This is a genomic window from Thermosporothrix sp. COM3 (assembly GCF_059696735.1).
In genome coordinates, this window is record NZ_AP019376.1 from 2,297,534 (window position 1) to 2,324,264 (window position 26,731).

Sequence of the window (26,731 nt, forward strand, 5' to 3'; positions counted from 1 at the left end):
AAACGCTAGCAAATATGCTCTACTTCTCCCATGAAGTTGAGTAATCTATGCGAAACAACAAGGCATTAGCTATAGCACCGCGCTTCGCTGGTGGAAGGCCGGACAGATCAAGGGCTATCAAGCTCCCTCTGGTACAATCATTGTGCAGGAGGGAGAAACGCACCCGCCTGTCCAGAAAGTAGCGATCTACGCCCGCGTTTCATCGGCTGAGCAGAAGACAAACCTGGAGCGGCAGGCAGAACGGCTTCTGCAGTATTGTGAGGCGCGGGGCTATCCGGTGGCACAAGTCATCAAGGAGATTGCCTCAGGAGTGAATGAGAGTCGCCCCAAGCTCTTGAGCCTCCTCAAAGATACCAGCATTACCCATATTGTGGTTGAGCATAAAGATCGCCTCACGCGTTTCGGGTTTCGTTATCTGGAAACGCTCTTAGAGGCTCAGAGACGGACTATCGAGGTGGTACATGTGGCAGAGAACGATAAAGAGGATGTAATAGCCGACCTGGGAGCAATCGTCTACTCGTTCATGGCACGGCTCTATGGGCAACGCAGTGCAAAGCGCAAGACGGAAGCTTTGGTGGAGCAATTGAAGCAGGAGGACCGCTAGGATGCAACTGGTTGAGCAGCATGTCATCAGCAAGAGCGATCCGCGCTATGCCGCTATCGATACAGCGGCCTTTGCTTCTAAGAACCTCTACAATGCGGCCAACTACTTTGTTCGACAATCCTTCATCCATCAGGACAAGTATCTCGGCTATGCAGAAATCTTCCATCTCATCAAGCGCTATGAAGCCTATCAAGCTCTCCCACGCAAGGTCAGCAATGATGTGCTGCGACTCTTGGATAAGATTTGGAAGTCCTACTTTGCGGCCTGTAAGGCGTACTGTGAGCATCCTGAGTAGTTCTTGGGACACCCGAAACTCCCAAAGTACAAGGACAAGCAAAAGGATCGAAACATTCTCATCTATGATATTCAGGCGCTCAGCAAAAGGGGATTGAAACAGGGCCTCGTGCAACCCTCGCAATTGGGTATCTCGATCCAGACGAAGCAGCAGAACGTCAAGCAGGCGCGCATCATCCCCGCAATGGATATTACGTGGTCGAAGTCGTCTACACAAAGGAAACAGAGCAAGCTCCTGTCGATCTCTCGCTCTATGCAGGCATTTGATATATTGGGTTGAACAACCTAGCTACGCTAACCTCAAACAAGAGTGGTTTTGTACCACGCATTGTTAACGGGCGTCCGGTCAAGTCGATCAACCAATGGTACAACAAAGAGCGAGCAAGACTTCAGACTCTTCTCTCCCAGCAGAAGCGGTACACCTCCAACCGGCTAGAGGCCCTCACGAACCGACGCACGCGCCGCATTGACCACTACCTGCACACTGCCAGTAAGCGGATCATTGCCTTGCTAGTGCAAGAGAGGATCGGACGGCTCGTCATCGGAAAAACCCGAACTGGAAGCAAGAGGCCGACATGTGGAGATGCAACAATCAGAACTTCGTCAGTGTGCCTCATGCCCGGTTCATTGCCATGCTGACCTACAAAGCTCGGCTTGTGGGTATCCAGGTGATCATCACCGAGGAAAGCCACACCAGCAAGTGCAGCTTCCTTGACGGTGAAGAGATTCGACACCGCGAGCACTATCTAGGAAAATGCATCAAACGCGGACTCTTCCGTAGTCAGTTCGGGACGCTCATCAATGCCGATGTCAATGGCAGTTACGTGCGCCGCTTTGGCTCTTACCAAATCGCTCCCGCAGGGAGATGAGGTTGAGGACAAACGACCTCAAGGACACCCAACCTACCTGGCGAGGAAACTCAAAGGGAAAACAGCATGTTGAGAACGCGGTTACATGCGGAGGTATGTAGCGTGATGCACCGCAAGTCCTGTACGCATGGTGAAGCCTGAATTGGTTGAACCCAAGTTTCCAGTGGTCTAACCGTTGGCCTATCGCAGCATACCTGACGCGATGACATCGGAATACACGTCATTTGTAGCTGGACGTGTAACGTCTTCTCCGATGAACGACCGATAATGAGGCGTTGATTGCTCTTCACCAATTGGTGCAATGCATCTTGGTCATGCTGCGTGTGGTATTGCTTCAGGAGTTCTCTCTCTTCATCTGGATGAAGGAGAGGAGCCGCGTCTGTTTCTCTTTTGTCTCTGGTGAATGCATCTTCAATCATGATTCACTCCTGCTGTTTTCAAGAGCAGTCATTTTCACATCCCTTGATCCTTTTTTGGCTGCGCTTAGATGTACCCGGTCGCTTGGAATGCTCGAGAGAGAGCCAACAGAGATGACTTCCTCCCCCAGCAGCTCTCACCAGCTCGGGCATCCAAGCGACCGGGAAGAGGAAAACCTTCTCGTTGGAAGGGAACCATGCGCTTGCGTGCTGGCAGAGAAGCACGTTCTCTGTCAGCGGGTCAGTCCCTGTCGGCAAACAACTCGCGCATGGAGACCCGGAAGACCCCCGCAAGCTTTTCAAGCTCACTGAGCCACGCATCAGTGTCGGGGAAAGCCAGAAATTGCTCAATGCGCGCCAGCGGGAGCCCACTTTGCTCCGCAAGCGTGGCTGCACTCATGCCTCGGATCCAGGCAAGCTCTTTGATGAAGAGCCTCCAGTGAGGGACAGAAGGCACGAAGGCGCACGTTGGGAGTCTCTCGCCAGCAGGGTAAAAGATGAGCAGCGCGAGCTCGTCGGCAATGGAGTATTTCACGGCATGGCGCGCATCCTCCTCAGGCGAGAGCATGAGCGCATATGCACATGCTGGCAAGAGTAGTTGATAACAGTTGTTGTCGGACACAGGAGCATGCTCAAGCTGGATCCCAAGCCGCTGGCACGTTTGCTTCACCTCAAGGTAGGCATGCGCCTTGATCTGCACGGGATAAAGCAGCAGGCGCCCGTCCCCCAGCTCCTTCACGGTCAATGGAAGGATATTCATCTCATGCATCCGTTTACCCTTTCTTTGGAACGAGGAGCAGAACATCCTCGTTTCCTGCACTCAGACATCTCTCACCCAAAAACAAGTGCTGACCAAGCATCAAACGCCACTGACTCAATTGCCTGGAAATGGTTGAAAGACGTTCCTCAGCAGCTCTTTGTCCTTCACACGACAGGCGAGAAAACACCTCTTGTATCTCTTGTGCTTCCTTCAAGAGTGTTGCCACCTCCATGAGCGTGGGAGGCACCGGCCTGTCAAGATCCTGCAAAAAGCGCTGATACAAGGACAGAGCGGGTGCTTGCATCAGACTGTTCCTTCCCTGAAGCTGTTGTTCCAGGAGCTTTTTGACGCTTGCGAGCGTAGCCTCATCGGTCTCAATGCGTCGGATCATCACTCCACCCCATTCAACTGAATCTGGATCATGTCTTCGATGGTGCGCTGCAAGAACCGAAGCGCCTGCACCAGCTCGTCACGCTCCTGAGACCGGACCGTGAGCCGTTTGATGAGGGTGAGGAAGGCTCCGAGCACCTCGTTCAGCAGTTCCAGATCCTCGAGTGTCAGCAGGAGAGCCGCACTCGAGAGGGCACCTTTTTGCTCATACGCGAGCAATCCGTGCAATCGCGCGCGCAACTGACCAAGACGCTGGATTTTGGCACGGTGTGACGGCTTTAAGTGGGATGTCTTCTGAAGGTACGTGGAGTAGGAAGCAATGATGTGATCGACGACGCGCACATCGTTGAACGACAGATGCAGGTGGGGGACATTGAATGCCCCGTCACTCTTGCGGACCTGTTCGTAGACAGGCCAGACCAGATCGGTGGTGGGCAGGGAGGTGGAGTTGTTGGCCTCCGGAAACAAGGGCGTGATGTTCTGTCGCTGCTTTTTCTGCCGTCTCATCTTTCGTTCCTTTCTTCTGGATACACCGCAAAGCTGCCTTTATACGGCACACCGGTCAAACACAGGAACGCAGACTCGATTGCGCGAGCATGCTCTTCCGTGACCGGTTCGCCATGCTCGACACGCCAGACGACCATAAGCGGGACCCCGGCTCTCCCTGCGACCTTTTCTCGGGAGAGGCGATACCGGGTCATATACTGAGCCACTTGGGCCATCTGAAGGGCTTTCGTGGCCAATGGTTGCGTCTCGCGGTCAGCGATATCTGCTATGTGGTTGAGCATCCGTTCCTTTCTCCTTTCTGCACGGGAGGAGCAGCGATGATTTTCTGCGCTGTCTCCTCTCCAAACCGTTCGCGTAGTAGATCCATCGTCTCCCACATATCCCGGAGCCAATCGCAGAGTATGGCAACCTCTTCCGTATCACCGCATTCAGTAAGCAGCGTTGAGAGGATAGAAGAGCGGCAAGGGATGTCAGGGATGCGGGAAAGCGTCTGGTTGTAGATGGCCAGGCCCTGCTGTTCTCCGACAAGAGCCTGTACCTGCCCGAGAAGCAAGCCCAGGCGCTCAGCTTTCGCTTCGATGACCTGATGCGTACTTATACCAACGGCCAACCCTGTCAGGCCCAACGTTGCCGCATAATATGTTGCTTCAATGTCTTTCTGTAAACGAACAATGTCACTTGTCATCTCATCGCTCCTTCTGTTCAGAACATCCCTGAAGTGTTTATCACCCTTAAAACATCCCTCAAAATAAAAGAAAATTCAATACAAAGCTTTTGCTAGTTGCGAAAGTTTTTAATAAAAACTAAGCAAGCAAGCTACATAGAATGTATGCTTGATTAATTTTTGGAAAAACGTTACAATGCCTCATAAGTCTACTTTATTGATTTGAGTGGAGAGGTGAGAAGATGATGAGTCAGGTATCTCAATATGACAAATATCCCCCGGGAAGATACGGTTTGCCGCATATGGGAGAGGTTATAGCTGACCATCGACAGAGATTAGGATACAGTCAAGAGGAGTTAGCTGTTGTATGTGGCGTGGATAAGCAAACCGTCGTTTACTGGGAAAGGCAGGATTACATAGCAGATATGGAGAGACGCATCCTTCTTTGTAAACTGTTGTCAATCACTCCTGCACTATTAGGGCTGACGTATCGCAGTCTTGAACGTGATCGTTATAAAGATTACTTGGACTCACTAGAAGTCGTTGCAGAGCGCCTGAAAGAAAATGCTTACGGCTTATACGAGGACTACTTGCTTGTCGCTCAGAAAGCCCCTGACAGATACACACCAGAAGCAACATATAGATTTTTCAGACACCAAAAGGAGCTAGAAGATATTATAAATAGTTCTCTTAAAATAGAAGAGAATAATTGGAAGGACTTATTAAGAAGATATTATCAATTTTCTGCATTTATTGAGCAGCATCATAACCACAATAATAAAGCTTTAAAATACGTGTTGAACGCGATAGAGCTTGGTAGAAAATTGGATAACGATGCTTTGTGTAATTCTCTTTATAGACTAGCAAGGATATATTTGACACAAAAGAAGTATAAAAATGCGCAAGAAACTATTAATGAGGCTGTTGGTAAGCTAGAAAATAATGTAAGTATAACAGTAAAGGGAAGTGTTTATCTTCTCGCAGCAGAAATTAACGCTCTCTTTGCCGGTGGTAGCCAGAAGGAGAGAAACGCATGCAAAGCATGGCAGAACCAGACACTCGCCATCGTTCACAAGGGTGTTCTGGGTGAGGATGGAAACTTTTTAAACCTCTATGCAGTTCATCATGAAAGAGCGAAGACGCTTCTTCGCTTTGCGCTGTTTCATACGTCAGAGAGTGAGCTTATAGAGAAACTTAAGAACCTTCATATCAAAGTAGACCGCAAAATACTCAATGACGCGCAAAGTGCTTTGAATTTAGCAAAAAAGCACTTGAATACAGGTCAACCATCGAGTGTGATGCATTATTCAATAACTGAATCTAAAATGCTTCTTTTAGGCAAGGAACTTGAGGATTCTGCAAAGATTGCTATAGATGCATTAGATATAGCAAGGCGCGTACATTCGCTACAAGGGTATAGAAATATAGAAGAAATTTATCAGGTACTGACAAGCTTAGAACCTCATAGTCCTTATATTCGCCACTTAGGGGTTAAGCTAGGTCACATAGAACCGCTTCAACGAAAATAAAAGGTGCAGCCCTTCTATAAGGCTGCACACCAAATGGATCTGATCATAGGCTCGATATTTCTATACTTCACGATGGTAGAAAACTTCAGCAAGCGGTAATCTGTGCTCAGCTCCAGCAATAGCAGCTCTACGTCGTACCCTTGCCTCTAAATCAGCTTCTTTCGTTTGACTTGCATGACATCTGAGAGCAGCTATTTTTCGATCAATAACGGAACTGATATCTACCCAGTGGTTTGGTTGGTCAGTCGGGAACAGGTAGAGTTGTCGTATCTTATGAGGGGTCACACCATCACGTAATTGTTCAGGGAAGTAAAGACGACCGCGAGCGCTTGCTAGCGCGTCAATAGTACAGAACCCAACCGCTCTATGATCGGGGTGAATTTCACCACGCCGCCAGGGATCAAGCGTAAAAAGAACATCGGGCTTGAGTTGCCGAATGATACCAGCAATCTCACGCCGGAGCTGGAGGGTAGGTTCGACCTCACCATCAGAATAGCCATCCAGGAAGGTGACTGTCTCGACCCCAAGCACTTTCGCAGCTTCTCGCTGTTCTCGTTCTCTGATCTGAGCGGTTTCTTCGGGAGTCCAATCTTCGTCATCAGCCCCTTTCTCGCCACGTGTGACGAGGAGATAGTGAACGTGACAGCCTTCCTCAACAAGGAGCGCTACTGTACCAGCAGCTATGAATTCCGCATCATCTGGGTGTGCCAGGACAAACAATATACATTCACCGCCAGGAGGCAGTAGGACGCGTGAAGCCATTTCGTTCCCTCTTTCTAGCTAACGATAAGAATATGCTAATTGACTACAGTATATCATCTTGTACTGCTGAAAGAGAACTTGGCATCTCGATATGCCTCCAAATCTGACACATCCTTATTGCCGTAAGCTTGCCCATCTCCCTTATTTGCTCAAACGGCTTGCGGCAAACATCCGTGACCCTCCTTATTTTCTTTTCGCCCGCTCCAATGCCAATCCCACCCACCGAGCTAAAAAAAACGCGGAGGCTGGAATAATCCGGTGCCCTGCGTGTAGGATTCACGACGATCAAGATGAATCCTACACGCTATCCTGCTTGAATGCTCACTCACACATTGCCTGCATGCCGCTCTGGCACACACGATAATCCTACGCCTCCTGCGTGATGACCTGTCTCACCAACTCCCGATCATGCAAACGCGAGACAATCCGATGGTTTCTCCCCTCCAGCGCCATCCGATTCGAGGTGATCACCGTCGGCAGCATCGCGTTGTAGCGATGATTGAGCAGCTGAAAGAGCTTCTCATTGGCCCAGGGCGTCCGATGCTCCGCGCCCAGATCATCGAGCACCAGCAGCTCCACCTCCCGGACGCGCGCAAACAGCTCATCATAGGTCGCCGGTGCATTGGGCGCAAACGCCGCGCGCAAATGATCCAGCAGATCCGGCACCGTCAGAAACACCACTCGCTCCCCGGCTGCCAGCCGCTCCTGTGCAATCGCCATCGCCAGATGTGTCTTGCCACAGTCAGAGGATCCCAGCAACACCAACCACCCTGCTGGCTGTTCAGCATAGGCGAGCGCCGCTGTATAGGCCTCTGCCACTCCCGGCACACTCGCCTCAAAATGCTCAAAGGTCGCTTGCCTGTACCTCGGCAACGTGTCCAGGCGCGAGAGCTCTCGCAACAGGGCTGCCTCTCGCTGATGTTGCGCTTTGCGCGTGCACACGTAGGGAAGGGCTTTGCCAAACTGCGGATGGCCAAACGGAACCTCCCGCCGCACAAATCCGATGCCCCGGCCCTGCGCGCAGCGCTGTGTGGGGGGAATTCCTGGTTGCTCTTGCGAAGCTGATCGTAGGCCGGCCAGACCAGATTGGTGGGCAGGGGGTAGAGTCGTTGGCCTTCGGAAACAAGGAGGTGATGTTCTGTTGTTGCTTTTTCTGTCGTCTCATCGTGTTCCCTGACTTTCTTCTGGATACACCGCAAAACTGCCTTCATACGGCATACCGGTCAAACACAGGAACGCAGACTCGATTGTGCGAGCATGCTCTTCCGTGACCGGCTTGCCATGCTGAACGCGCCAGACCACCATGAGCGGGGTACCGGCTGCACGCGCAATCGCATGCAGCGAGAGCTGATGTTGATCCAGGTAGCGTGTCACCTGAGCCTGTTGCACGGCTTTTGTACTCAGGGGTTGCGTCTCGTGATCCGCGATATCCGCTCTGTGTTTGAGCATCCGTTCCTTCCTCCTTTTTCAGGTCTTCTTTAGAAGGGTTCCTCTTTTACTCATCCGTGCGCATCCCAACGATCAGGTCGCAGATGAGCATACGAGTCTTGAGGATGGAAGTAATGTCCATCCTCAAGCAAGAGATGTGAGGGAAATGCAAAAACAGAGAAGCACTCGCTGCCTGCTCACCTCCTTTCAAGACAGAGAGAAGTGCTTTGTTCCTTCAGCAAAGAGGGGAAACATGGTGTTCCTCTGTCTCTCCCTGCCTGGGAGATAACATGGAGCGCAACATGAGCGGGAACCGCTGACGCATCGTTGGCCAGGCTGCATGCTTGAGCCCCATTGGCGTTCCCAGGTCGTCTTTCTCTCTGCATTTCAAGCATATACCCACCATCCCTGGAGAGAACATGTTTGCCGCCTGTTTCGGGCATGGCTGAAAAAAGCCCACGAGATCAGAAGGGACTATACAATGAGGGGAAGAACATGGTATACTTGCTCTCAAGCAGAGGATGCGGACATCACGAAGGAGCTGAGTGAGGAGATATTGGAGGGATGAACGCATACACCCATATACGACTGACGACCTTTGGGCCTTCTCGCCTGGAGCTTGTCTGTGCCGAGCAGACCGAGGTGATTTCGCTGCGCCGACACGAGAAACTGCGAGGGGTGCTGACGTTGTTGTTGTGTGCTTCAGAGCGAACCCTGCCACGAGCAGAGCTGGCCAGAGCGCTCTATGGGCATGAGCAGGAGGGGCGAAAGCGCTTAGAAGATATACTCAACAATCGCAGTATCAGCCGTGTGCACCCGTGCCTCACGCGGGAGGTCTTCTTTGCGGAGATTGATCGTGTACGGGTGAGCTTGCCAGCTCAGGAGCGGTTCTGGTGGGATGCTGACGCCTTTCTTGCCCTGGTTGAAGAAGCTACATGTTGTGATGAACCACAGAGAGCGCTGTTGCTCTGGCAGCAGGCCGAGGCCCTGATAGGGCGAGGCACCTTCCTCTCTGATGATGTGGCGGCCCCCTGGAGAGAGCAGCGCATTGTTCGTCGTAAACAGGAGAAGATCGATCGTGCCCGCCGGCAGATGCTTCGCGGTTTGGGGCTGAGTGTGCTTGCGCTCGGAGATGCGGAGAAGGCGCATGAGTATCTCTGTGACTATTTCCAGGAGCTCCCGAACGATGTTCATACGCTTGAGACCGTGATAGAGCTGATGGTGAAGCAGAAGCGGCCTGATCTTGCGCTTGGGTGCTACGAGCTTGTGGAAGACAAGGTGCGGACTGGCAAGAGCTCTTTACCACTCCCCCTCTCTGTTCAGAAATGTGTGAATCAATTACGTCATGACTTCACTACCTCTTCTTATGCTCATGAAAAGTATGATATCCAATGGAGCTCTTCCAGCAAATTAGAAGTCCCATATGGAAAAGCGAATTTGCTACCTCCAGGATTGTGGACATGGCCCCCGATATCGGAGGAAATGATAGTGAATGGTATAAAGACACGCCGCTCTTTCCTTCAGGATACAATTTATGCAGCTTGTACTTCTTTTGTTTTGTCTTCTGCGACACCCTCTTCGGCAGAGATGATCTGGCGCATTGAGAAGGCAGTACATCATCAGACGAGACCTGCGGAGACCCCTTGCTTCAGCTATGGGGAGGAAGCAGGTCTTCCTTTCTTGGGGCTTGGAGACAGGAGTGACCCTGTACCTATTGACAAAACTTTGTATATATGAGATACTTCTTGCATGGACAGAACGATCATCTTGCATCTCCAACCGAACAGTGAGCAAGCACAGGTGTTGCAGCGAACCTTGCAAGCACACACCGATTGCTTTAACGCGGTAGCTCAAGAGGGCTTTACGACCTCGTGTCACAATGGGGTAGAACTGCATAAGCGTACCTACTATCCCTTGCGGGCGACGCATCCTGATTTGCCCGCTCAACTGGTCTGTGCTGCTCGTGTGAAAGCCACCGAAGCCGTCAAATCGGCCCTGGATCGACGCAAGAAGGGGCGTAAAGCGAGTACCCCGCGTGCTCGTCTCTGTCCGATTCGCTACGATCAACGCTCCTACTGGGTCAAATGGGAAACCATGACATGCAGCCTTGCAACCACTGGTGGGCGAGTTGAATTGCCCTTCGTGGTGCCACCCTATGCCGCCAAGTATATCGGAGGCAAGGTGTGTAGTGCCGACCTCTGCTACCGCAAAGGTCGTTATACGCTGCATGTGGTCGTGAGCATTCCTGATCCAGTGGTTGCCCCATCGGGGAAAGTCGTGGGTGTTGATCTCGGGTTGAATCGTCCTGCTGTCACCTCCAATAAGCAATTCCTCGGTGAACGTCGCTGGAAAGAGCAAGAACGTCGGATCTTCCGTCTCAAGCGGAAACTGCAAGCCAAAGGCACAAAGAGTGCGAAACGCCATTTGCGCAAGCTCTCTGGCAAACTGCTTCGGCAACGCAAAGATCATGACCATGTTCTCAGTAAGCGCATCGTTGCCCACACTCCTGCGGGTTCGACCATTGTGGTTGAGAATCTGACGCACATTCGCTCTCGTGCCAGGATGAAGAAGAAGACAGAAACCCAACGTCGCCTCCATTCGTGGAGCTTCGCACAGTTTCACGCCTTTCTGACCTACAAAGCACAGGAGAAGGGAATCAGGGTGGTCAAAGTTGATCCTCGTCATACCTCCCAGACCTGTTCTCGCTGTGGGCATCAGGCTCGCAAGAATCGTCGTTCTCAAAGCCTCTTCCTGTGTCGTGAATGTGGCTACTGCCTCAATGCCGATCTCAACGCGTCTCAAAATATTCGAGAGAAATACCTCTCGTCTCTTGCCAGCCTCGGTATACCCTTGGTTGGTGGGTCGTCGTCAAGCGGCCTATCGTCTCAACCCCTCGTGGGTTAGGGACAAGCCCCCGGCTTGAGCCGTGGGGTACTTGACCCTGCGACGCTTGATACAACTGTCGTGCAGGGATTAGAGACGATCACTCAAACCTATTGGAGTCTAAGCAAAAATACATCCAGTGATATTTTGAGTGGCGTTGTCGGGCATTTCTCCACTATTGCTCAACTACTCAAAGGGGCGACGACAAAACAGTATGCACCGCTTTGCTCGCTCGCAAGTCAAGTCGCCCAAATTATCGGAAAAACGCTCTGTGATCTTCAGGAATATTCCCTGGCCTATCCCTATTATGTCTTTTCGCTCAAGACGGCTCAAGCAGCCTCTCATCCTGAATTATATGCAGTTGGATTAGGAAGAATAGCTTTATTGTTTATCGCTTCAACACATCCTGAGAAAGCACTCCCTTTTCTTGAGGAGGCAAAGAAGAGTAAAGTGCAGAATGTCAGAATTCAAGCCTGGCTCGCAGCCGTTGAAGCAGAAGCGTTTGCCTACCTGCGTAGGGAACAGGCGTGTTTCTCTGCACTGGGAAATGCAATGGAAGCGTTTGCCTCTCGTGAGCCCTCGCCTGATCACTATTGTACTGGTTTGACCCCATCGCGGCTGAGAAGTTATCACGGAATTTGTCTGATGCTGCTTGGACGATCACAGCAAGCAGTCACATCCTTTCAGGAAGCGCTTCAACAGGCAGAGCAAACAGCGTTGCGACATCAATCCAGAATCTCGATTGACCTGGGCAAGGCGCTTCTCCTCCTCGGTGAGAAACAAAGCGCTGCTCAGTACGCATACAGGGCGCTTGAACTGGTAAAGCAAACGCGCTCGTTACAAGTTCTCCAACGCCTTGAGTCACTCAACATCCGATTACAGGATCACGAACTCCAGGAACAGATACAAAAGACCCATCAGATGATCAAAGCGGAGGTACTATGAAGGTACTCTATCTGCTCGTGTGTGCTGCACCTCCTGCACATGAGACGAAAACGGTGGTCCGTGCTCTGCAACAAGCGGGATGGGATGTCTGGGTCATTGCTACCCCACAAGCCACACGATGGATTGATATGACGGCTTTAACTCAACTCACCGGCCATCCCGCGCGCAGTGACTATCGGCTTCCTGGTGAAGCTGATCCATTGCCTCCGGCCCATGCAATTCTCGCAATGCCTTTGACCTTTAATACGATTAATAAATGGGCCTGCGGGATCAGTGACACGCTGGTGACCGGCCTGCTTTGTGAGGCGCTTGGACGGGGAACTCCGCCCATCGTGGCAGTCCCTTGCCTGAAGATGGACCTGGTACGTCATCCGGCCTTCCAGAAACATATCAATTTGTTGCGAGAAAGCGGCGTTCATGTCCTTCATGAGCCAGAACGCTATAAATCACCGCAAATGGTTCCTCTTGAAGAAGTTATCGAGACGCTTCAAGCAGTGACAGCACATCAGGAAGCGCATGAATAATGGCATTGGGTTGGACCAGACTGGCAAGCGGAAGCCCTTGGGCCTCTCGATCATACCAGATTGCAGAGAGACCAAGTCGCTGAGGTGCCGCAATATCCAGTTCCAGGTTATCTCCAACCATCCACACATGCGAGGGCTGGAGTTGCAATCGGGTCAATGCTCCAGAATATGCAGAAGGCTCAGGCTTAGCAGATCCTGTTTCCTCCTCGATCAATATCAACGAAAAGAAGGACCCGAGCTGAAAGCGTTGAAGCTTGCGCCGCTGATAGGTCGCATTCCCATTGGTGAGCAGGGCAAGCCGTATCCCGAGCTGTTGTAGCTTCTGAAGCGTCTCGTCTGCTCCTGGAGCGAGCTCGCGCTGTTCTCGATGTCGTTCAAACTCCTGGACCAGCTGATCGGTAAGAGAGACATCTGCCCCAAGATGATGAAGTGCGAGAGCAGCCTGTTCTTTTCGAGCGACAGAGGGATCAAGCCTCTCTCTTCGTTGTTTCTCAGGATGGTCCTTGATACGCTCCTTCCGGAGTGCATCTGCATGAAGCAGGGCTTGGAAAAGCGCCTTCGCATCAACAAGGTGAGCAAAGGGGATACACGCTTTTTTCCAGCATTGCTCCGCTGGCTCTTTCTCGAGCAGCAACGTTCCATCCAGATCAAAGAGAAGAGCGTGTGGATAGCTCAGAGTACTCATATCCATATTATATCAGAAAAGAGAGGCTCTTTCATCGAGTTCGTTTTGAAGTCAGGGGCTTGCAGGAAGAGCAGCAGGCTGAGCAGGTGCCGCACAACGGGCTTCCGCATTCTACTCCGGAGCCATCTCACGCCAACCCTATGAAAACGATGGACAACGCCTCAACTCACACCTGCGGCAATCGGATCACCACGCGCCAAGCTGTTTGCGCGAGTTTATGCGCTCACCCGCTAAGGCGAGTGCGCTCCAGAGAGCGTCTGACAGCGTCAACTCTGCCCGAACACAGTGCGCAGGTCTCTGAATGCAGGAGCACCTGACGGATCGACGGGCACCTCCCTCACCACTCGCTTACCTATTGCGGCAGAAGGCCCCTGGCTTGAGCCCTGTCTTTTATACACATTTTACAAACGGAGGCGAGAAGCGAGATGAAAGCCCTCAAGCAGGGTCTGAACCCGGAGCCAACCCGGCCACAAGGTCTTCCAGCCTGCTGGCCCATCCCGGCGACGAGCCAGGTAGCCCCCCAGGCGAGCGACTTCTTGCCAGAAGACCTGGATGGTCATCCTGGCAGGGTCAAGGCCTGCTTGCGTGGCCACTACCGTCAGCGCATCAGCGTCGATCACTTCACAGGCGAACCGATCAGGTTCACTGCGGGCAAGATCTCGCTGTTGCAACAAGTGAACGGCGACTGGCGAGAGCAAGCCCAGCAGCCGGAAGAAGCGTTTACCTGTTTGGAGTTGACGGTGCTCGAGGCGGCAGCCCGTTTTGAGGCATTGATGAGAGTCTTCCACGACCCATCGATGTCCAGACCAGGTGCCTCGCTCCCATGCCTCTTGCAGGGTCGCGGTCGGCACAGAGGTCAGCACAACCCATTCCAGAGGCTCTTCTCCTGCCGGAGGTTGCTCCTCCCAGAGGCGAATGACCCACAGAGGGAAGGGGTGTTTGTTCGCACGCGGCTCGTTGCGTGGCGGCAACCCTGTCATCGGGCCAAAGGAGATCTCAAGGAGCGTGGTGCGAGCCTGTCGGCCATGTGTCGGTGGAACCTCGAACGCACGACGCTGCCGACTGGGCCAGGCGCGGACCTGTTCCAGCAGATATCCCGCCTCTTCCTCCTCGTTTTGGGCTCGTCGGTTCTGAGTCGCTCGGACCAGAAAAGGGGTGTGGGTTTCTCGAGAGGCATGAAAGAAGTCGAACAGGTCGGCCCCACGATCCCCCACATGAACGATGCTGGTTGTGTCGGGAAACGCGCCTCCCTGTCTGAGCAGGCGCATCCACCCGTCCGTTTCTCGGTCCTGGCGAAAGCGATGCTGGCTGCGGCGTTCGCTCTTTGGGGCGGGAGTACGAACAAACGCTTCTTGCGAGGCACACCCCACAACAGCTCGGCTTTGGGGCACAACCGCCAGCATCGTTTGCAGGAAAAAGCCTTGCCCTCGCTCATTGCCGACCTGCCCCAAACCACTCACATGAAGACGATGACTCAAATCGACCTCGGTGGTATCCTGAAGCAGCAGAACCACTGAACCACTGGGTGCTGAACGATCTCTTCTCGCGTGTGCTGAAGATGTGGCTGCATCAGCGCTTCAAAGGAGACGTCTTCTTGATCCAACAAACGGTACAAGGCGATGACTTCTTTCCAGCCCTGCATCTGGGCAGGCAACGAAGCCGAAGCATTGGCAGCCATCTGCGCAGCCACCCGAACAGCACGCCGGGTTCGATGTGCATCCTGGAGGTGACAAGCTCCAAATGTGCGTTGTGTCCACAGCTTCGGGTTCAACATCTCTTCACTTCTCATCGTCCTATGCTAGCAGTTCTCATTTGTGTATAAATGTGGGGCCTATTTCTGACCCTTGAAGTCCCGAGTATACTGGGAGGTAGGGACAACGTAGAAATGGAGGATATGATGAATCGAAACAAATGGATCCTATTTGACTGTCCGTTATGCAGACAGCCAATGCGGATCTCCTTTCATCAGCATATGCTAAAGCAAGGGAAGGAATATCTCGAAACCTACTACAAGTGTGATCCGTGCGACATCTCTCTAAGAAACCGGGTTCCCAGAGAGAAAGCGGCCACTATCGTAGACGAGAGACATTTCCCCCCGCCTCTCATCTTGTAAGCAAATCGAATTCTAGACCGGTAGCTCAAAGGCTGCCGGTTTTCTCTTTCTTTACTGCCTGCTTCCTCTTATTCGTGAGGGGGAAGAGGACTGACTGATAGCCAAAGGAGGAGGCAGATCGCCTCACTTGAGCGATGGGGCGTATCCGCGATAGAAAAATGTTTCCAACGTCCGAACGGTTCTTCTTCATAGAAGGGCAGCATTGCCCTTTACACATCCCGTATAAATCTGCTGGACAAATCACTTTCCGCCACATCCAGGTGCGAGCCACGACTGCCGGGCAAACAGGCTTTGCCTACTGCCCGGCTCCACCGGGACCTTCTCTCATCCCCGAAGGGGCCTGGCTCGTATTTGATGAGCTAGGCCAGATTATCACCTTCGGTTCTTATCCGGCGGATGAGCGAACCGCACGTTTCCTCGTCATTCAGCTTGTAAAGATGTATACAGATACGCGCGGTCTGTGGGGGTGTGGGGAGCGCGTCAGCGATGTGATTGAGAGAATCCGGCAGATGACACAGCATTTCCCAGAACTATGCTGCAACTGGATCCTTACAAAACGATGACGAGAAAGAGCCTGGAAGCGAATACCTCCAGGCTCTTTCTCTTTGGCCAAGATGTTGTTTTTCAGGCTCTTTTGTTCGATACCCGGAATTATACCACTCTTTCCCGCAAAAGCAATTTTTCGCCTATTTGTCCCCTTTCTGTGCCACGGTAATGCAGAAATGGGTCAGTAAGAAAAAGTCGGGCTGCACCATATCTTTTTGCATGGAGGCATACAAGTTATTCCTTCCAGAAGCGCTCTTTCAAAAAATTGGTAAAATCCCTCATCTCTTGTTGATATGTGACCAGCGCGTGTCTCTTTTCTTCAGGGCTCCTGATGTCTTGCAGCCCGGCTCCCTGCGGCTCGACCCTTGTCATTGGGACACTTCCAGGGAGCACAAGTCCCTGAATGACGAGATGTTGATCTAAAGGAACAAATCGGCTTCGGTAAAAATCGTCAAGGAGAAGCTGAAGTTTTGCCCGTGCGAGGAGGTGCTGCCGAATCTCTATCTCTGTTCCTGATGGGAGCCCTTCGAGGCTTGCGGGATCGGCTTCTATCTCGAACCAGGGATATGGAGTCCCCTCATCCTCGCCATTGGGTCCGAGATGTCCCTCACAGGAAGCGACCGTATGGAGACTGAGCGCATTCAGCGCTACCACTGTCTCAAGAATTCCGGCATCGATGCCGCGTCCTCTGCCGTCTACAGCCCTGGTCAACTGTTCCTTGATACTGTTCCACCTGTTCCATTTGGCCTGCTGCTGTTTTTCAGGATGGGTTGTCCGTGGGGGGCGGCCAGGACGGTTAATTGTGAGCTCTTCTAGCTGCGGTTTGTAATAGAGGGATGTCCGGGCATTGAGCTTATAGTAATCCAATTTCCCATACTGCTTAGCAAGAGTACGTATATAATGAGGCGTAGTCCCCACTATCTCAGCGGCCTCGGAGGCTGTCACCCATTCATTGCGATTAATCGGGCCAGTTCGTTCCATATTTTTCCTCTCTTGTTTGCCTCAGATCTTCTAAGAAAGAATAATGCTACAAAGCATTTTTTGTCAAGTGCGCGCTGGAAAAAGTCATAGGGATCGCGGAGCCAGGGCGTTTCGATAGGCGGCGTTTTTTGGCTCAAGCTCAACTCTGGGCGCCGGTAAGCCGTTTTGCTCCTCTTGTGGTGAGCGAGCGGAGGGACGCGATCACGCTAACGGAAGTGAGACACGCGCAACCATTTCAGTTTGGTTGAGCCTGAAAGTACCAGAAATAGAATGCTACAAGGTATTCCCGTTTTTCGTTGAAAACAATGCTACAAGGCATTGTAATATACATGTACCAAGTGAGTGGTAGATCAAATCCTAAAAGGAGGTAAAAGATTATGACATGCGAAACATGTAAAGGGCGCGGGTGGGTGCGCCCTACCTGCAAAGGCCGCGATCTCCACTGTGAGCGGTGCTGTGGGAAGGGAGAAATCCCCTCCCACACTCGCAACCGCTAGACCGCGTATGAGGAGCGGTGTCCCAAGTGTCGAGGCTATATTGTTGATTCGCCCGGGCCCGGGGGAGAGAGGAGCAATCCTCTCTTGAGAGAGAAACAAGCTGACATCAGGAGGAAAGTATCCGAATTCCTCTCTAAACGACCTCAACAATTTGATTTTTGAGGATGAATTCACGATTGAAGAACAAGTGCGATCTGGCGATATCGCCGCACTCGACACACTTATACAGTCGAATTTGCGGTATATAACCCGACTGGCCTCTCTCTATGCGTACATTTGCAAGTTTGAGGACAGCGACGAAGCCGATGAATTGATCGGAGTCGCCAACCTGGCGACCCGAGAGAATCGCGAAGCGATCGCGGGCGCGAGACATCCCGGACGGTATCTCAGAGCTATCGTACGACGCGAGATGCAGCACTATTGCCTGTATAGGCGTAATGGAATCAAGATCACAGAGAGACCTGAATATCGTGCACAGGCTCCAAAACAAATAAGTCTGAAAGCCCCAATTGGCAACTCGGAGGATCTTGTTTATGAAGATCTCATTTCAGACATGAGATCTATTGAAGATGAATTGGTGGAAGCGGAGAAGCAGAAGCGCGCCAGGCGGTCGGGCTATCTACGATGCCCTCAACCCGATCCAGTGGGACATCTTGCCAGGTAGAGTCACATAAGTCGGCGGGTGTTATATTGAGCTGGTTTGAGCGGATCATGCCGTGTGTTTCCCCGCTTGAAGCGGGCGGGAAGCGGTGTGTGAGGGAGGGTGCACGATGGGGATCCGCACGAGCGGCGAGGAGCCTGTTGCCACTTCTGGAAGAGCATTCACGACCACGCCATCCACTTCGACCCAGGCGTGGAATTCAAAGCGCTCATTTTTGGCAAAGCGATCTCTCCCGATCGTCACGTGAGCGGGGATTCCTGCGCGGCACACGTAAGCGCAGAAAGCGACTGAGCGCGTCACACAGAGGGCCTGGGGAGCGATGAGTCAGACCAGACAGAGACAGAAAAGCAGTTCCCGCCGCGCCAGATGGATGATCTCAGGAAGCGAAGACGAGGCGAACGCGACCGCTCCAGGCCACAGCGAGGCCAGATACTGATGGGCTCGACTCCAGCCCGGCCACCCCTGCTCACTCCACTGGGAGGGCGCTTTTTCTTCGCCCTGGCCCAGTACCCGTCTCTGTGGGCTGCCGGAGCCTCACTCTGGGGGATCTGGGACGCGAGGGAGATTCAGCGGATGGCAGCTCCAATGAAAGCCGTGTCACGTTTCAGTGAAGCCTGGCTTGATGCACGTTCTCCCCTTGCTCAGATCAAGCAGCTTCAGGCCCCTGTCCTGATTTTGCATGGAGCGCATGAGAGCACCTCAACGGTGCAAGAAGTGCAGTCCGTCAAGGAGCAGCTGACAGGGCTGGGAAGAGTCTGTGACGTGCATGTCTTTGCGGATGCGGGACATGGATTGCCTCAGGAGACGCAAGCCTGCTGCGAACGATTGCTGTGTTTTCTGAGGCAATCTTGCTGAAGCGAGTCGTGGCTCTGCCGGGCGGCGCGTGGTGAGCTGTGTTGGCTGGAGCGCTTGTGTGGGTGTGTGAAGCGGCGTGGGAGGCAAAGGCACAGGCGAAATATCAGCGGGGAGGGACGATGTTTGCTCCTCTGAAAAAATGCCTTCATGAGCATAGAAAGAAAAAAGAGGCACAGCCCGACCGGCTGTGCCTCGTCTCTCTCCAGGAGTGTGGAGCTCAGTTATCTGGCTTGCCAGAACTGCCACCATTTGCGCTGGCGCGCCTGGCTGGAGGGCACATAGCGGTCTTTCTGCCAGGTCCAACCGACCGGGCGCGGTGAAACCAGCGGCACGAAGTAGAGCGTATGGGCAAACGTGTCGAGGACTTTCTGCGCGACCCGCCCTTGCTTTTTGTCTACTCGGAGCAGGTCGCCATAGACCCGCCCATCATCATAGACACCAGTTGGCGCAAGCAAGCGTGACTTCTCTGCCATTTGATTGAGGAGATCTTGCTCAATATGATCCTGGGAAAAGGCACAACCGAAGATCATCCGATCAAAGGGCGCATATTGAGGCAGGCCTTCAGCGGCATCGCCTTCAAGGATGGTGACATTCTCTATCCCGAGTTTTTCCAACCTATCCTTCGCAAATGTGACCCGTTTGGGGTCGCGCTCTACCGAGTAGACATGTTTACACATCCTTGCAAGGATGGCTGTCTGATAGCCCGTTCCACTGCCTCCCTCGAAAATGATTTCATCTCCTGTGAGATAGAGGAGGGCAACCATCTTGAAAATGACCGAAGGTTGAGAGAGTAAGCCTGCCCGGCCTCTATCCATATGGACAAAAGGCAAGAAGTCATTGAGCCCTTCTGGGACGAAGTGTGCTCGATCAATCTCCTCAAACTGTCTTACGAGCTTCTCAGGATAGGGCTTAAATTGTTTCGCACGCTCTTTAATAGTATCGAGATAGGGTTGTGAATGGTCAGTTGGTATAAAGTCTGCCGTCATTGAGGCCCTTCCTTTCATGTCACGCAAGAGAGAAGGATTTGTCCCTTCTCTCTCCAGTATACCTCAATACTCGTAGGGATCAAGCGGGTCAAGGTCGTATTCTCTCTCTCCCCGGTTCCCATCTTCTTCATCGCGCCGCTTGTAGGGCCGGTATTCCGTCGCCTCTGAATCATCCCAACCACCTCCGCTACCTCCGCCGCCGCCGGAGATCTCCTCGCCATTCTGCGCCACCAATAAGCCTGCACCGATGGCATAGAGCAGTACAGCTCCTGCTGGCACCTGAGGCGAAAACTGGCGACGACCAGCCGCCATCACTTCTGGCCTTCGCTCTTTCGTGAAGGTGTGCAGGAACGCGTTCACGCACACGACCAGACTGATCCCAACGATAAGCGCGACGAATTTGCGAGCTGGTGACCACTCAGGACGGCCGACCTCATGAAGCCGTTGCCAGAGATACCGACCAGCCGCGAAAAAGCCCCGTTCACGGAGCTGCTCAAACGTCTCACGCGAAACGGACGGGCTCCCCCATGTCTCAGGAACCCGGTTTGCCTCATACAACACCTGCAACCAGTCAGCGATTTTCTTTCTCATCCATTGAAGCATGCTCTGGACCCTCCCTGTCCTGTATGTGTGTCTCTTGATGGCACATAATGATCACGTGCTCGTGCCCTGATCGCAGAAACAACATTTCCGCGGCAAGCATGCGGGCCGTTTCTCGATCGATTGCGAGCACTTTGATATCGAGGATCAGCTCCGCCCGAAACAGAAAGATTTCCTTGCCCGGTGGTGGCTCCACAATCTCAGCGTCTGCCAGGGAGAAAAGCCCAGATTCCTCCCTCCCCAGAGGGTTACAGAAATACTGGTTCCCGTCAAACGAAGCAATCGTATAGGGTGTCTCAGGCTCATCGGCCTCATAGCCGATCACATGGATCAGCTTCCCTTGCACGGTGCGATACCAGCAGTCTTGACGAAAAAAACGCTTTACTCATGGGCTTGCTCCTGCTCAGGGAGAACGCCAAGAGCCCAAAGCATCGCAATGGCAAGCAGACGAGCATTCATAGTGACAAGCAAATGTGCAAGCACCGTTGTGATGGACCAGTTCTCTGAGGAGACATCGGCAAGCAGCCCGACGACAACCCGTTTCTGTTGCTCTGGCGAGAGGTGTTTGACCTTTTGCAGAAGCTGTTCCAGGCGGTATTCTGGAATGCGTCGGGGATGCTGATCCGGGAGTTTTTGAGGAATCTCGCTCACGATCTCTGCGCCACACTGCTGGCATTTGTAGATCTCCTGATACCCTCGTAAGAACCAGTACTGGCACGGCCCGTGACACGTCGGCTCAAAGCCAAAGATGTGCTGGTCAACCAGTGCAAAAATGGCGTCATTGCTTAAGGTCGTCTGCTTCATGCTTCTCTCCTTCCTTCTCGATCGATTGCAGTAGCTCTTTGTCCTGTTGCCGATACCCGATCCGTTCGAGAAACTCTCCAAGAAGCTGGTCGCCTTTCAGAAGCTGGATTCTGCACTCAAAATAGGCAGGATCATTTGCCGCCTCCAAAAATACGCGACGCGCTTCCTGAGGATCAGATCCACTGTACAGGGTCTGGTCCCCTGCATTGACTGTGTAGTTAGCTACCATGATTCCTCTCATTGCGATGAAGAAGAAGTTGTGATACAAAAGAGACAGAGAAAACTCCGATAGCGAGAAACAAAAGCAAAATAGTTCTTTAAAAACAGAAGGACTATCTAAGAGAAGCATACATGATATGTACAGGATAAAATGGAGAAAAACGCTCTTGAATCAATAAGATATCATCAAAGAGCGATCAAAAATGGTCCAGATATTGCCGAAAGGGAATACACGATGAAAAAAGCTCTCCATCCCAACCAACTGAAGAAGCTGCTCACCATCGCAGGCCTCTCGCAAAGAGAAGCCGCGCAAGAGACTAATATACCAGAAGGAACATTCCGCCATTATGTGGCAGGAGATCAAGTCATCCCTCGACGGGATCGTGTTAAAATCGCTCAGGTTATTGGTTGCGATATCCAGGCATTGGCACCACAATATGATGTGCAAGATCAGCTTCCCTCGAAACTGAAGGGCAAAACCGCTTCATTTGAAGCTGACGAATATTTTGCTTTTGGATCTGTAAAAACAAACATTATCATTCTTGATGGAGACGGAACAGATGTCTATATTCCCGAAAACATTCACACCTTTTATGACCCCCAACCAGCAACCTTCTTTGACGAGGTCATACAGGCAAAGAAGCAGATCCAGCAAGAGCAGGAAGAGAGAAAACGAAGCGGGAAGCCGTATCAATGGAATGGGGCAAAAGTTCTTCTCTCCCGGATCGTTATCAGCCGAGAACCGGTTCATGAACAGATGACTTTGAGTTTGTGGTTTAAGCCGAGAGACCATTATATTGGACTGGCTACCCGTCGTTGTTTAGAGGATCCAGCGTTTCGTCAAAAATACCTCCCAGACGACTGGAGTGCTCCGGTCACTGGATTGAGCTGTTCAATGGGGATTCATCTTACTGTCGTCTCTTCTGATGGCTATGCCATCCTGGCCCAACGAGGACAGCACCAAAGTGTCCATCAAAATATGTTTTCGTGTTCAATTTCTGAAGGTATCAGCCCTTCCTTTGACCGGAGTACAACGGGGCCGGCTCCTGATCTCTATAGATGCGCGTGTCGTGGATTGGCTGAAGAGCTTGGGCTTCTTGAAACTGATTATTCTGAGATCCAGATGCTCAGTTTGAGCGTGGATACGCAGTATGCTCTTTATGGTTTACACGGCCTGGTGAAGGTAAACAAGCGAGCTGAAGAAATTATACGGAACTGGCAGACAGGGGTAAAAGACAAGCAAGAGAATAAGAAGCTTTTCGTTGTTCCGTTTACTCCATCTGCTATCTCCTCGTTTGTGGTTTCCCATCAACCATTCTCAGGTGGCCTGATCTCTATATATCATTCCCTGGTTCATGAATTTGGGAAAGCGCAGGTCAATGCAGCCATCTCTCATGTATCTCAAGAAGAAGGCTGCTGAACCAAACTCAGCAGCCTTCCTCTTCGCTCACAGCAGCCTACCTCCTGATCCGTTGCGTCAGACCTGCACCTTCAGATCCTGTACGGATTATGAGCCTCTCACTGCTTCAACTGCCATATCCCAAACATTCCATTGCGTTGCAAGTTCACCTTCGCCTTTCTGACCTCTGAAGGACTGCAACCAGCATACCAGGCCTTTGCACAGAATAGAGCGCACAATAGAAAACTATGACAAAAAAAGAAGAGCGCTATGGCGCCCCGCTTTTTTGAACGGTTTAGCAGAACTGCCTGAAACAAAGTCGCAATCGTCTGTTTAAGGACTCAATTATGTGTTTCAGAATTTGGACTGCCTGCTCTCTTGGCACCGCAGAAAAAAATCGAATAGGTGTTGTATGATTGCTTCACTGTTGTTCAGTGTTGGCAGTTCTTCTGAGCTCCCGAGCTCGGGGAAAGCCTTATTGCGGTGAGCTCGCTAGTTGTTCGCGGTGGTAGCGTTCCCTGCTGCTCATCTTTCGCAAGATAATAAAAGCCTGAGAGATGCAGTTTTACTCGATATCCGGCGTCCTCTAGCACTATAAGCCATTTCCCTATGTCCCTCATTCTTTCTGCATGATCTGCGGTTTCGGGAAAGCAAGCATATAGGAGAGATAGTTAATTTCTTGCGATATCAGCCTTGCATCTTGCTCGTTCATAGAAGTCTCCTATACATACCTTGACAACTGAGTGTAACGTTGAGCATACTAAATCATGGTTAACTTTTTATGCATAGTTATATTATGCGTTAGAAGTTAACTGAGTGTAAATGATTATATAAGGGAGTAACTGAAGAGAACCCTATGGGAGACAATAGATCGGGAGATAACAGACTTACATGTGACCGAGAACGTTCTTCCTGTCGTGAGCTGTGTCCTCTTCAGAGAAATCTGACAATCCAGAGGGAGGGAGCGCCCTCCCTTCATTGCACAACCTTGACCCCAAAACAAAGAAATCGCATGTGCTTGTCCCCTGTATTTTGCAGGACATGCATGTTCCTGTGAGGGACAATCACGCGATCTCCCGCCGTGACTGGCCGCGTTTCGTCCTCTATCTGCATCGTCCCCTCTCCTTCCAGGAAATAGAACACCTCCTCCATATCTTCGTGCTGATGCGCTGCTATGACTTCGCCTGGCCTGACAGAGACCTTATTGAGAAACATCAACGGAGAATTGACGTCCTCATGACGTACGAGCACTCGTTTCAAGGCGCCGTGACGGGTTGGTTCTACGGGCACGTCCCCGATAGAAAGCTTCTTAAAAGATGACTTCTCTTGAAACATACCTTCTCTTTTCCCTTTCTCTTTGCTTAACGAACGACATCAAAAGGCCTTTCCCTGAAAAAGTCATCCAGAATAGCATTATCCTCATAAATCAAATGCATAGCTTGTATTTGCTCATAGGTAAACCACTGAACTTTTTGTCCCTCTGAGAGCCTGATCTGATCAAGGCGAAAAGATGCTTTCGCCCAATAGGTGTATTCGGTTCCATATGCACGTTCGGCGGCAACAAACAGAGCCGCCTCATGAAGTTCTATTCCCAGTTCCTCCTTTGCTTCACGCACGATACATTCAAAAGGAGATTCCCCTGCATCTATATGTCCTCCAGGGAGGGCCCACATGTTCGGATAGGGAATGGCCGGGTTATCGTCGCGCAACTGCAAAAGAACTTGTTCTTTTTCGTTCAGGAAAATAATATTCGTACCTTTTATTTTCGCCATAGTAGGCCTTTCCTTCTGTTCTTGAAGAAAGAAAACATCAGAGGATATTCCTTCCCATGCGATATGCAGCTAGAGAAGCATCTTGAAAAAGATGCGAGAAAGCATTACTACTCAGGTGTAATCTTTGTTGAGCCAAATAAAGAACACGATGGATTTTATCTAGCAATGAGGGATAATACTGTTCAGCGTGCTTTTCTAATTGTCTGGCCAAAGAAACGGCTTCATCTGCATCAACAAGAATGAGACATTGAGCTTTTGAGACCTGCGAGACCAGGTCCTCAAAGCCTGGAAGTTCTATCGTCACTCTCTGCCATTGGGTAAAATAGTCAAGTGCATAACGTACATATTTTTCTCTAATAGACATGGAAAAATCTTTTTGCATATGAAAAGCGAAGCGCTTATATCCTTCTCCTTGTATATACTCAACTTGTTTGAGCGCTCGTTCATAATCGGCAGGTTTTAGGTGAAGAATACCCTTTCTTGCTTCCTCAATTTTACGCATCCATACCAATTCGTCACCACGAGTTGCTTCGATATGGGCACGCTCACAGAAAAAAAGGGTTTGGAGCGAAGGATCATCTCTATCCTGTAGTGAGGTAAGTCCATCCTCACATGCTTCAATAGCCGCTTCAAACTGCCACAACACTCGATTATGCCGCCCCCGTTTCGCCATTAACCGGGCATATTCATGACGAAACGGGTTGCTTCCATCAACTCTGCGGAGGACGGTGTCTTCTATGTGGTTATAGGTCTGTAGTACGATTTGATCTCGTTGATACCACGGGAGGAGATATTCCTGAGCGGCTCCAACAAGCATACCAAGACGAAATTGGGCATCTATGAGATGCATATCTTTTGAAGTGGGGTATTCCTGTAAGAGTTTGTTATAGAGAGAGAGGGACGAACGGAGAACAAAATGCACTTCTCCTTTGGCTAGTAGCCTTCTCAGAGATTCAATAGAGTTTTCTATCACATCATAATAGAGATATTTTTCAGCCTCTGTTGAAGGCATTTCTGTTATAGTTAATGGCACTATTGATGAAGTATGCCGTTTGTATTTGAAGAATGTAGAGCAGCTATTCACCTCCGTTACGCTTGCCTTCAGTCTATTTCGCTGTATCTGCTGATAGACAGCTTCAATCTCTTCGGGGATGGGAAGCTGTTGCTGCTGATAGAGGTTCTTTGCTTCCTGATAAGCCCGTACCGCTTCCCGGCGGAGCCCTTGCCGATGCAGGGAGAGCAGCAGGACCCTTCCTCCGGTTTCATCCAGTGGGTCATCTCGCAACAGAAGGTTTGCGATGGCTTCTGCTGCTTTGTCGTCCTTTGCCGCAAGATACGCGTCTGCTAACCAGTGGTGGCACCGGCAGGCAAGTCGCTCTATTTCCCCGCGCCTTCCCAGGCACCATGTTCCGTCCTCCTGCTCTAAAAACCTCCCCCGTTGGAACAAGTCAGACGCTTCTTCGAGCAGCGGAATCGCTGCTGGTTGCGTCGGGCCGATGGTTTCCGCTTCTTTGACAAGCGCTTCGGCGTGGTCGGCATCGACCCAGATAGATGCCTGATCCGCAACTGTGAAACGCTCGCCAGTTGTCAGCAGGCTTTGCTTGTCCGGTGTCGAGAGAAGAGCACGAAGCCTCGCTGTTGCTCGGTACAAAGGGGTTTCGGAAGCCATATGAGACCAAAGCCGCTGCAACAGCGTTGCGCGTGTCGCTGTTCGTTTGTGGTACGTGAGCAAGAACCCCAGGAGGCTTTTAGTGTAACCTGCGTAGGTCTGGATACTACCCCATTCTTTCTCGTCGACAGGTTCCCAGACATCAGTAGAGAGCCGTCTTTCAACACAAAACGGGCCCAGGATCCAGACCCGGAACAAGACGGAGTCGTGATCGTTCAAGTCTCTCAGAACCACCTCTTCACCCTGCTCTGCAACATCTTCTATCAGAGAGGAGATGTGATCGTTTGCTCTCTGAAAAGCATATGGCAGTGAACATAGCACAAAACGGTGCATCTTGTTTGACACTTCCATATATTACCATAAAAGGTG

Annotated in this window: 35 protein-coding genes; 12 read left to right on the forward strand and 23 right to left on the reverse strand. The window is 51.4% G+C overall.

Annotated elements, in window-relative coordinates:
• Positions 1-43 precede the first annotated feature (43 nt).
• The 4 genes from KTH_RS09815 to KTH_RS09830 all read left to right on the forward strand — a co-directional run bounded on the left by KTH_RS09815 (position 44) and on the right by KTH_RS09830 (position 1,767).
• Positions 44-604: an IS607 family transposase gene (locus KTH_RS09815; RefSeq protein WP_497623212.1), complete on the forward strand. Its 561-nt coding sequence runs from the start codon at positions 44-46 to the stop codon at positions 602-604.
• 1 nt (position 605) lies between these two features.
• Positions 606-899 carry a hypothetical protein gene (locus tag KTH_RS09820; RefSeq protein WP_497618232.1) on the forward strand — a complete coding sequence of 98 codons (294 nt, stop codon included), beginning with the start codon at positions 606-608 and terminating at the stop codon, positions 897-899.
• Positions 900-1,174: 275 nt separating this feature from the next.
• On the forward strand, positions 1,175-1,537 hold the full coding sequence (locus KTH_RS09825) for a transposase (RefSeq protein WP_497618234.1): 363 nt from the start codon (positions 1,175-1,177) through the stop codon (positions 1,535-1,537).
• The gene (locus tag KTH_RS09830) at positions 1,474-1,767 is read left to right on the forward strand and encodes a zinc ribbon domain-containing protein (RefSeq protein ID WP_497618236.1); all 294 of its coding nucleotides are present in this window, start codon (positions 1,474-1,476) and stop codon (positions 1,765-1,767) included. Before KTH_RS09825 ends, KTH_RS09830 begins: the two co-directional genes overlap by 64 nt.
• Positions 1,768-2,424: 657 nt before the next feature.
• Here the strand turns inward: KTH_RS09830 and KTH_RS09835 are convergent.
• The 5 genes from KTH_RS09835 to KTH_RS09855 are packed head-to-tail and all read right to left on the reverse strand — an operon-like array spanning position 2,425 to position 4,525.
• Positions 2,425-2,943: a helix-turn-helix domain-containing protein gene (locus KTH_RS09835; protein ID WP_497618239.1), complete on the reverse strand. Its 519-nt coding sequence runs from the start codon at positions 2,941-2,943 to the stop codon at positions 2,425-2,427.
• A gap of 13 nt (positions 2,944-2,956) precedes the next feature.
• The gene (locus tag KTH_RS09840) at positions 2,957-3,334 is read right to left on the reverse strand and encodes a hypothetical protein (RefSeq protein WP_497618241.1); all 378 of its coding nucleotides are present in this window, start codon (positions 3,332-3,334) and stop codon (positions 2,957-2,959) included.
• Positions 3,334-3,840, reverse strand: coding sequence for a hypothetical protein (locus KTH_RS09845; protein ID WP_497618245.1), 507 nt, complete (start codon positions 3,838-3,840; stop codon positions 3,334-3,336). Before KTH_RS09845 ends, KTH_RS09840 begins: the two co-directional genes overlap by 1 nt.
• Positions 3,837-4,121: a hypothetical protein gene (locus KTH_RS09850; RefSeq protein ID WP_497618247.1), complete on the reverse strand. Its 285-nt coding sequence runs from the start codon at positions 4,119-4,121 to the stop codon at positions 3,837-3,839. The genes KTH_RS09845 and KTH_RS09850 overlap by 4 nt, the downstream gene beginning before the upstream one ends.
• On the reverse strand, positions 4,106-4,525 hold the full coding sequence (locus tag KTH_RS09855; protein ID WP_497618250.1) for a hypothetical protein: 420 nt from the start codon (positions 4,523-4,525) through the stop codon (positions 4,106-4,108). The genes KTH_RS09850 and KTH_RS09855 overlap by 16 nt, the downstream gene beginning before the upstream one ends.
• A gap of 221 nt (positions 4,526-4,746) precedes the next feature.
• Here KTH_RS09855 and KTH_RS09860 point away from each other — a divergent pair, with 221 nt between their 5' ends.
• Positions 4,747-6,033: a helix-turn-helix transcriptional regulator gene (locus KTH_RS09860; protein WP_497618252.1), complete on the forward strand. Its 1,287-nt coding sequence runs from the start codon at positions 4,747-4,749 to the stop codon at positions 6,031-6,033.
• A gap of 60 nt (positions 6,034-6,093) precedes the next feature.
• On the opposite strand, the gene KTH_RS09865 is transcribed toward KTH_RS09860, so the two are convergent.
• From KTH_RS09865 to KTH_RS09875, 3 genes are all read right to left on the reverse strand, one after another.
• Positions 6,094-6,795, reverse strand: coding sequence for a PIG-L deacetylase family protein (locus KTH_RS09865; protein ID WP_497618254.1), 702 nt, complete (start codon positions 6,793-6,795; stop codon positions 6,094-6,096).
• Positions 6,796-7,161: 366 nt separating this feature from the next.
• Complete coding sequence (locus tag KTH_RS09870; RefSeq protein ID WP_497618257.1) at positions 7,162-7,791, reverse strand: ATP-binding protein; 630 nt, start codon at positions 7,789-7,791, stop codon at positions 7,162-7,164.
• Between the two features lie 165 nt (positions 7,792-7,956).
• Positions 7,957-8,244, reverse strand: coding sequence for a hypothetical protein (locus KTH_RS09875; protein ID WP_497618259.1), 288 nt, complete (start codon positions 8,242-8,244; stop codon positions 7,957-7,959).
• Positions 8,245-8,787: 543 nt separating this feature from the next.
• Here KTH_RS09875 and KTH_RS09880 point away from each other — a divergent pair.
• From KTH_RS09880 to KTH_RS09895, 4 genes are read left to right on the forward strand one after another with little or no spacing between them, the layout of a single operon-like run.
• Positions 8,788-9,960, forward strand: coding sequence for an AfsR/SARP family transcriptional regulator (locus tag KTH_RS09880; protein WP_497618260.1), 1,173 nt, complete (start codon positions 8,788-8,790; stop codon positions 9,958-9,960).
• A 12-nt stretch (positions 9,961-9,972) separates the two neighbouring features.
• Complete coding sequence (locus KTH_RS09885) at positions 9,973-11,127, forward strand: RNA-guided endonuclease InsQ/TnpB family protein (protein WP_497618263.1); 1,155 nt, start codon at positions 9,973-9,975, stop codon at positions 11,125-11,127.
• 15 nt (positions 11,128-11,142) lie between these two features.
• Positions 11,143-12,051, forward strand: a complete 909-nt coding sequence (locus KTH_RS09890; RefSeq protein ID WP_497618265.1) for a tetratricopeptide repeat protein — start codon at positions 11,143-11,145, stop codon at positions 12,049-12,051.
• Complete coding sequence (locus tag KTH_RS09895) at positions 12,048-12,575, forward strand: flavoprotein (protein WP_111326850.1); 528 nt, start codon at positions 12,048-12,050, stop codon at positions 12,573-12,575. Before KTH_RS09890 ends, KTH_RS09895 begins: the two co-directional genes overlap by 4 nt.
• On the opposite strand, the gene KTH_RS09900 is transcribed toward KTH_RS09895, so the two are convergent.
• From KTH_RS09900 to KTH_RS09910, 3 genes are all read right to left on the reverse strand, one after another.
• Positions 12,526-13,260: an HAD family hydrolase gene (locus KTH_RS09900; RefSeq protein WP_497618268.1), complete on the reverse strand. Its 735-nt coding sequence runs from the start codon at positions 13,258-13,260 to the stop codon at positions 12,526-12,528. The genes KTH_RS09895 and KTH_RS09900 overlap by 50 nt on opposite strands.
• Positions 13,261-13,661: 401 nt before the next feature.
• Complete coding sequence (locus tag KTH_RS09905) at positions 13,662-14,774, reverse strand: IS4 family transposase (protein WP_497618272.1); 1,113 nt, start codon at positions 14,772-14,774, stop codon at positions 13,662-13,664.
• Positions 14,735-15,049 carry an IS4/Tn5 family transposase DNA-binding protein gene (locus KTH_RS09910; RefSeq protein WP_497618274.1) on the reverse strand — a complete coding sequence of 105 codons (315 nt, stop codon included), beginning with the start codon at positions 15,047-15,049 and terminating at the stop codon, positions 14,735-14,737. Before KTH_RS09910 ends, KTH_RS09905 begins: the two co-directional genes overlap by 40 nt.
• Positions 15,050-15,531: 482 nt before the next feature.
• Between KTH_RS09910 and KTH_RS09915 the strand changes: the two genes are divergently transcribed.
• Entirely contained in the window at positions 15,532-15,936 is a 405-nt protein-coding gene (locus KTH_RS09915) for a hypothetical protein (protein WP_497618276.1), read from the forward strand.
• A 217-nt stretch (positions 15,937-16,153) separates the two neighbouring features.
• Here KTH_RS09915 and KTH_RS09920 read toward each other — a convergent pair whose 3' ends face one another.
• The 4 genes from KTH_RS09920 to KTH_RS09935 form a co-directional block, all read right to left on the reverse strand.
• Positions 16,154-16,900 (reverse strand): hypothetical protein, encoded by a 747-nt coding sequence (locus KTH_RS09920; protein WP_497618278.1) that lies wholly within the window; start codon positions 16,898-16,900, stop codon positions 16,154-16,156.
• Positions 16,901-17,530: 630 nt separating this feature from the next.
• Positions 17,531-17,770, reverse strand: coding sequence for a hypothetical protein (locus KTH_RS09925; RefSeq protein WP_497618280.1), 240 nt, complete (start codon positions 17,768-17,770; stop codon positions 17,531-17,533).
• A gap of 187 nt (positions 17,771-17,957) precedes the next feature.
• The gene (locus KTH_RS09930; RefSeq protein ID WP_497618281.1) at positions 17,958-18,110 is read right to left on the reverse strand and encodes a hypothetical protein; all 153 of its coding nucleotides are present in this window, start codon (positions 18,108-18,110) and stop codon (positions 17,958-17,960) included.
• Positions 18,107-18,358 carry a lasso peptide biosynthesis B2 protein gene (locus tag KTH_RS09935; protein WP_497618283.1) on the reverse strand — a complete coding sequence of 84 codons (252 nt, stop codon included), beginning with the start codon at positions 18,356-18,358 and terminating at the stop codon, positions 18,107-18,109. The genes KTH_RS09930 and KTH_RS09935 overlap by 4 nt, the downstream gene beginning before the upstream one ends.
• A 66-nt stretch (positions 18,359-18,424) precedes the next feature.
• Between KTH_RS09935 and KTH_RS09940 the strand changes: the two genes are divergently transcribed.
• Positions 18,425-18,913: an alpha/beta hydrolase family protein gene (locus KTH_RS09940; protein ID WP_497618285.1), complete on the forward strand. Its 489-nt coding sequence runs from the start codon at positions 18,425-18,427 to the stop codon at positions 18,911-18,913.
• Between the two features lie 221 nt (positions 18,914-19,134).
• Here KTH_RS09940 and KTH_RS09945 read toward each other — a convergent pair whose 3' ends face one another.
• The 5 genes from KTH_RS09945 to KTH_RS09965 form a co-directional block, all read right to left on the reverse strand.
• Positions 19,135-19,899, reverse strand: a complete 765-nt coding sequence (locus KTH_RS09945) for a protein-L-isoaspartate O-methyltransferase family protein (protein ID WP_497618288.1) — start codon at positions 19,897-19,899, stop codon at positions 19,135-19,137.
• 63 nt (positions 19,900-19,962) lie between these two features.
• Positions 19,963-20,502 (reverse strand): hypothetical protein, encoded by a 540-nt coding sequence (locus KTH_RS09950; protein ID WP_497618290.1) that lies wholly within the window; start codon positions 20,500-20,502, stop codon positions 19,963-19,965.
• Positions 20,471-20,845: a hypothetical protein gene (locus tag KTH_RS09955; RefSeq protein ID WP_497618293.1), complete on the reverse strand. Its 375-nt coding sequence runs from the start codon at positions 20,843-20,845 to the stop codon at positions 20,471-20,473. Before KTH_RS09955 ends, KTH_RS09950 begins: the two co-directional genes overlap by 32 nt.
• A 35-nt stretch (positions 20,846-20,880) precedes the next feature.
• Positions 20,881-21,303 (reverse strand): hypothetical protein, encoded by a 423-nt coding sequence (locus KTH_RS09960; protein ID WP_497618294.1) that lies wholly within the window; start codon positions 21,301-21,303, stop codon positions 20,881-20,883.
• Positions 21,278-21,532, reverse strand: coding sequence for a hypothetical protein (locus KTH_RS09965; RefSeq protein ID WP_497618296.1), 255 nt, complete (start codon positions 21,530-21,532; stop codon positions 21,278-21,280). Before KTH_RS09965 ends, KTH_RS09960 begins: the two co-directional genes overlap by 26 nt.
• A gap of 141 nt (positions 21,533-21,673) precedes the next feature.
• On the opposite strand from KTH_RS09965, the gene KTH_RS09970 reads away from it, so the two are divergent.
• A complete protein-coding gene (locus KTH_RS09970; protein ID WP_497618298.1) occupies positions 21,674-22,942 on the forward strand; it encodes a helix-turn-helix domain-containing protein in 1,269 nt (422 codons plus the stop codon).
• A gap of 954 nt (positions 22,943-23,896) precedes the next feature.
• Here the strand turns inward: KTH_RS09970 and KTH_RS09975 are convergent.
• The 3 genes from KTH_RS09975 to KTH_RS09985 are packed head-to-tail and all read right to left on the reverse strand — an operon-like array spanning position 23,897 to position 26,713.
• Positions 23,897-24,256, reverse strand: a complete 360-nt coding sequence (locus tag KTH_RS09975) for a cupin domain-containing protein (RefSeq protein ID WP_497618300.1) — start codon at positions 24,254-24,256, stop codon at positions 23,897-23,899.
• A 26-nt stretch (positions 24,257-24,282) separates the two neighbouring features.
• On the reverse strand, positions 24,283-24,693 hold the full coding sequence (locus tag KTH_RS09980) for an NUDIX hydrolase (RefSeq protein WP_497618302.1): 411 nt from the start codon (positions 24,691-24,693) through the stop codon (positions 24,283-24,285).
• Positions 24,694-24,730: 37 nt separating this feature from the next.
• Positions 24,731-26,713 carry an AfsR/SARP family transcriptional regulator gene (locus KTH_RS09985; RefSeq protein WP_497618303.1) on the reverse strand — a complete coding sequence of 661 codons (1,983 nt, stop codon included), beginning with the start codon at positions 26,711-26,713 and terminating at the stop codon, positions 24,731-24,733.
• Positions 26,714-26,731 lie beyond the last annotated feature (18 nt).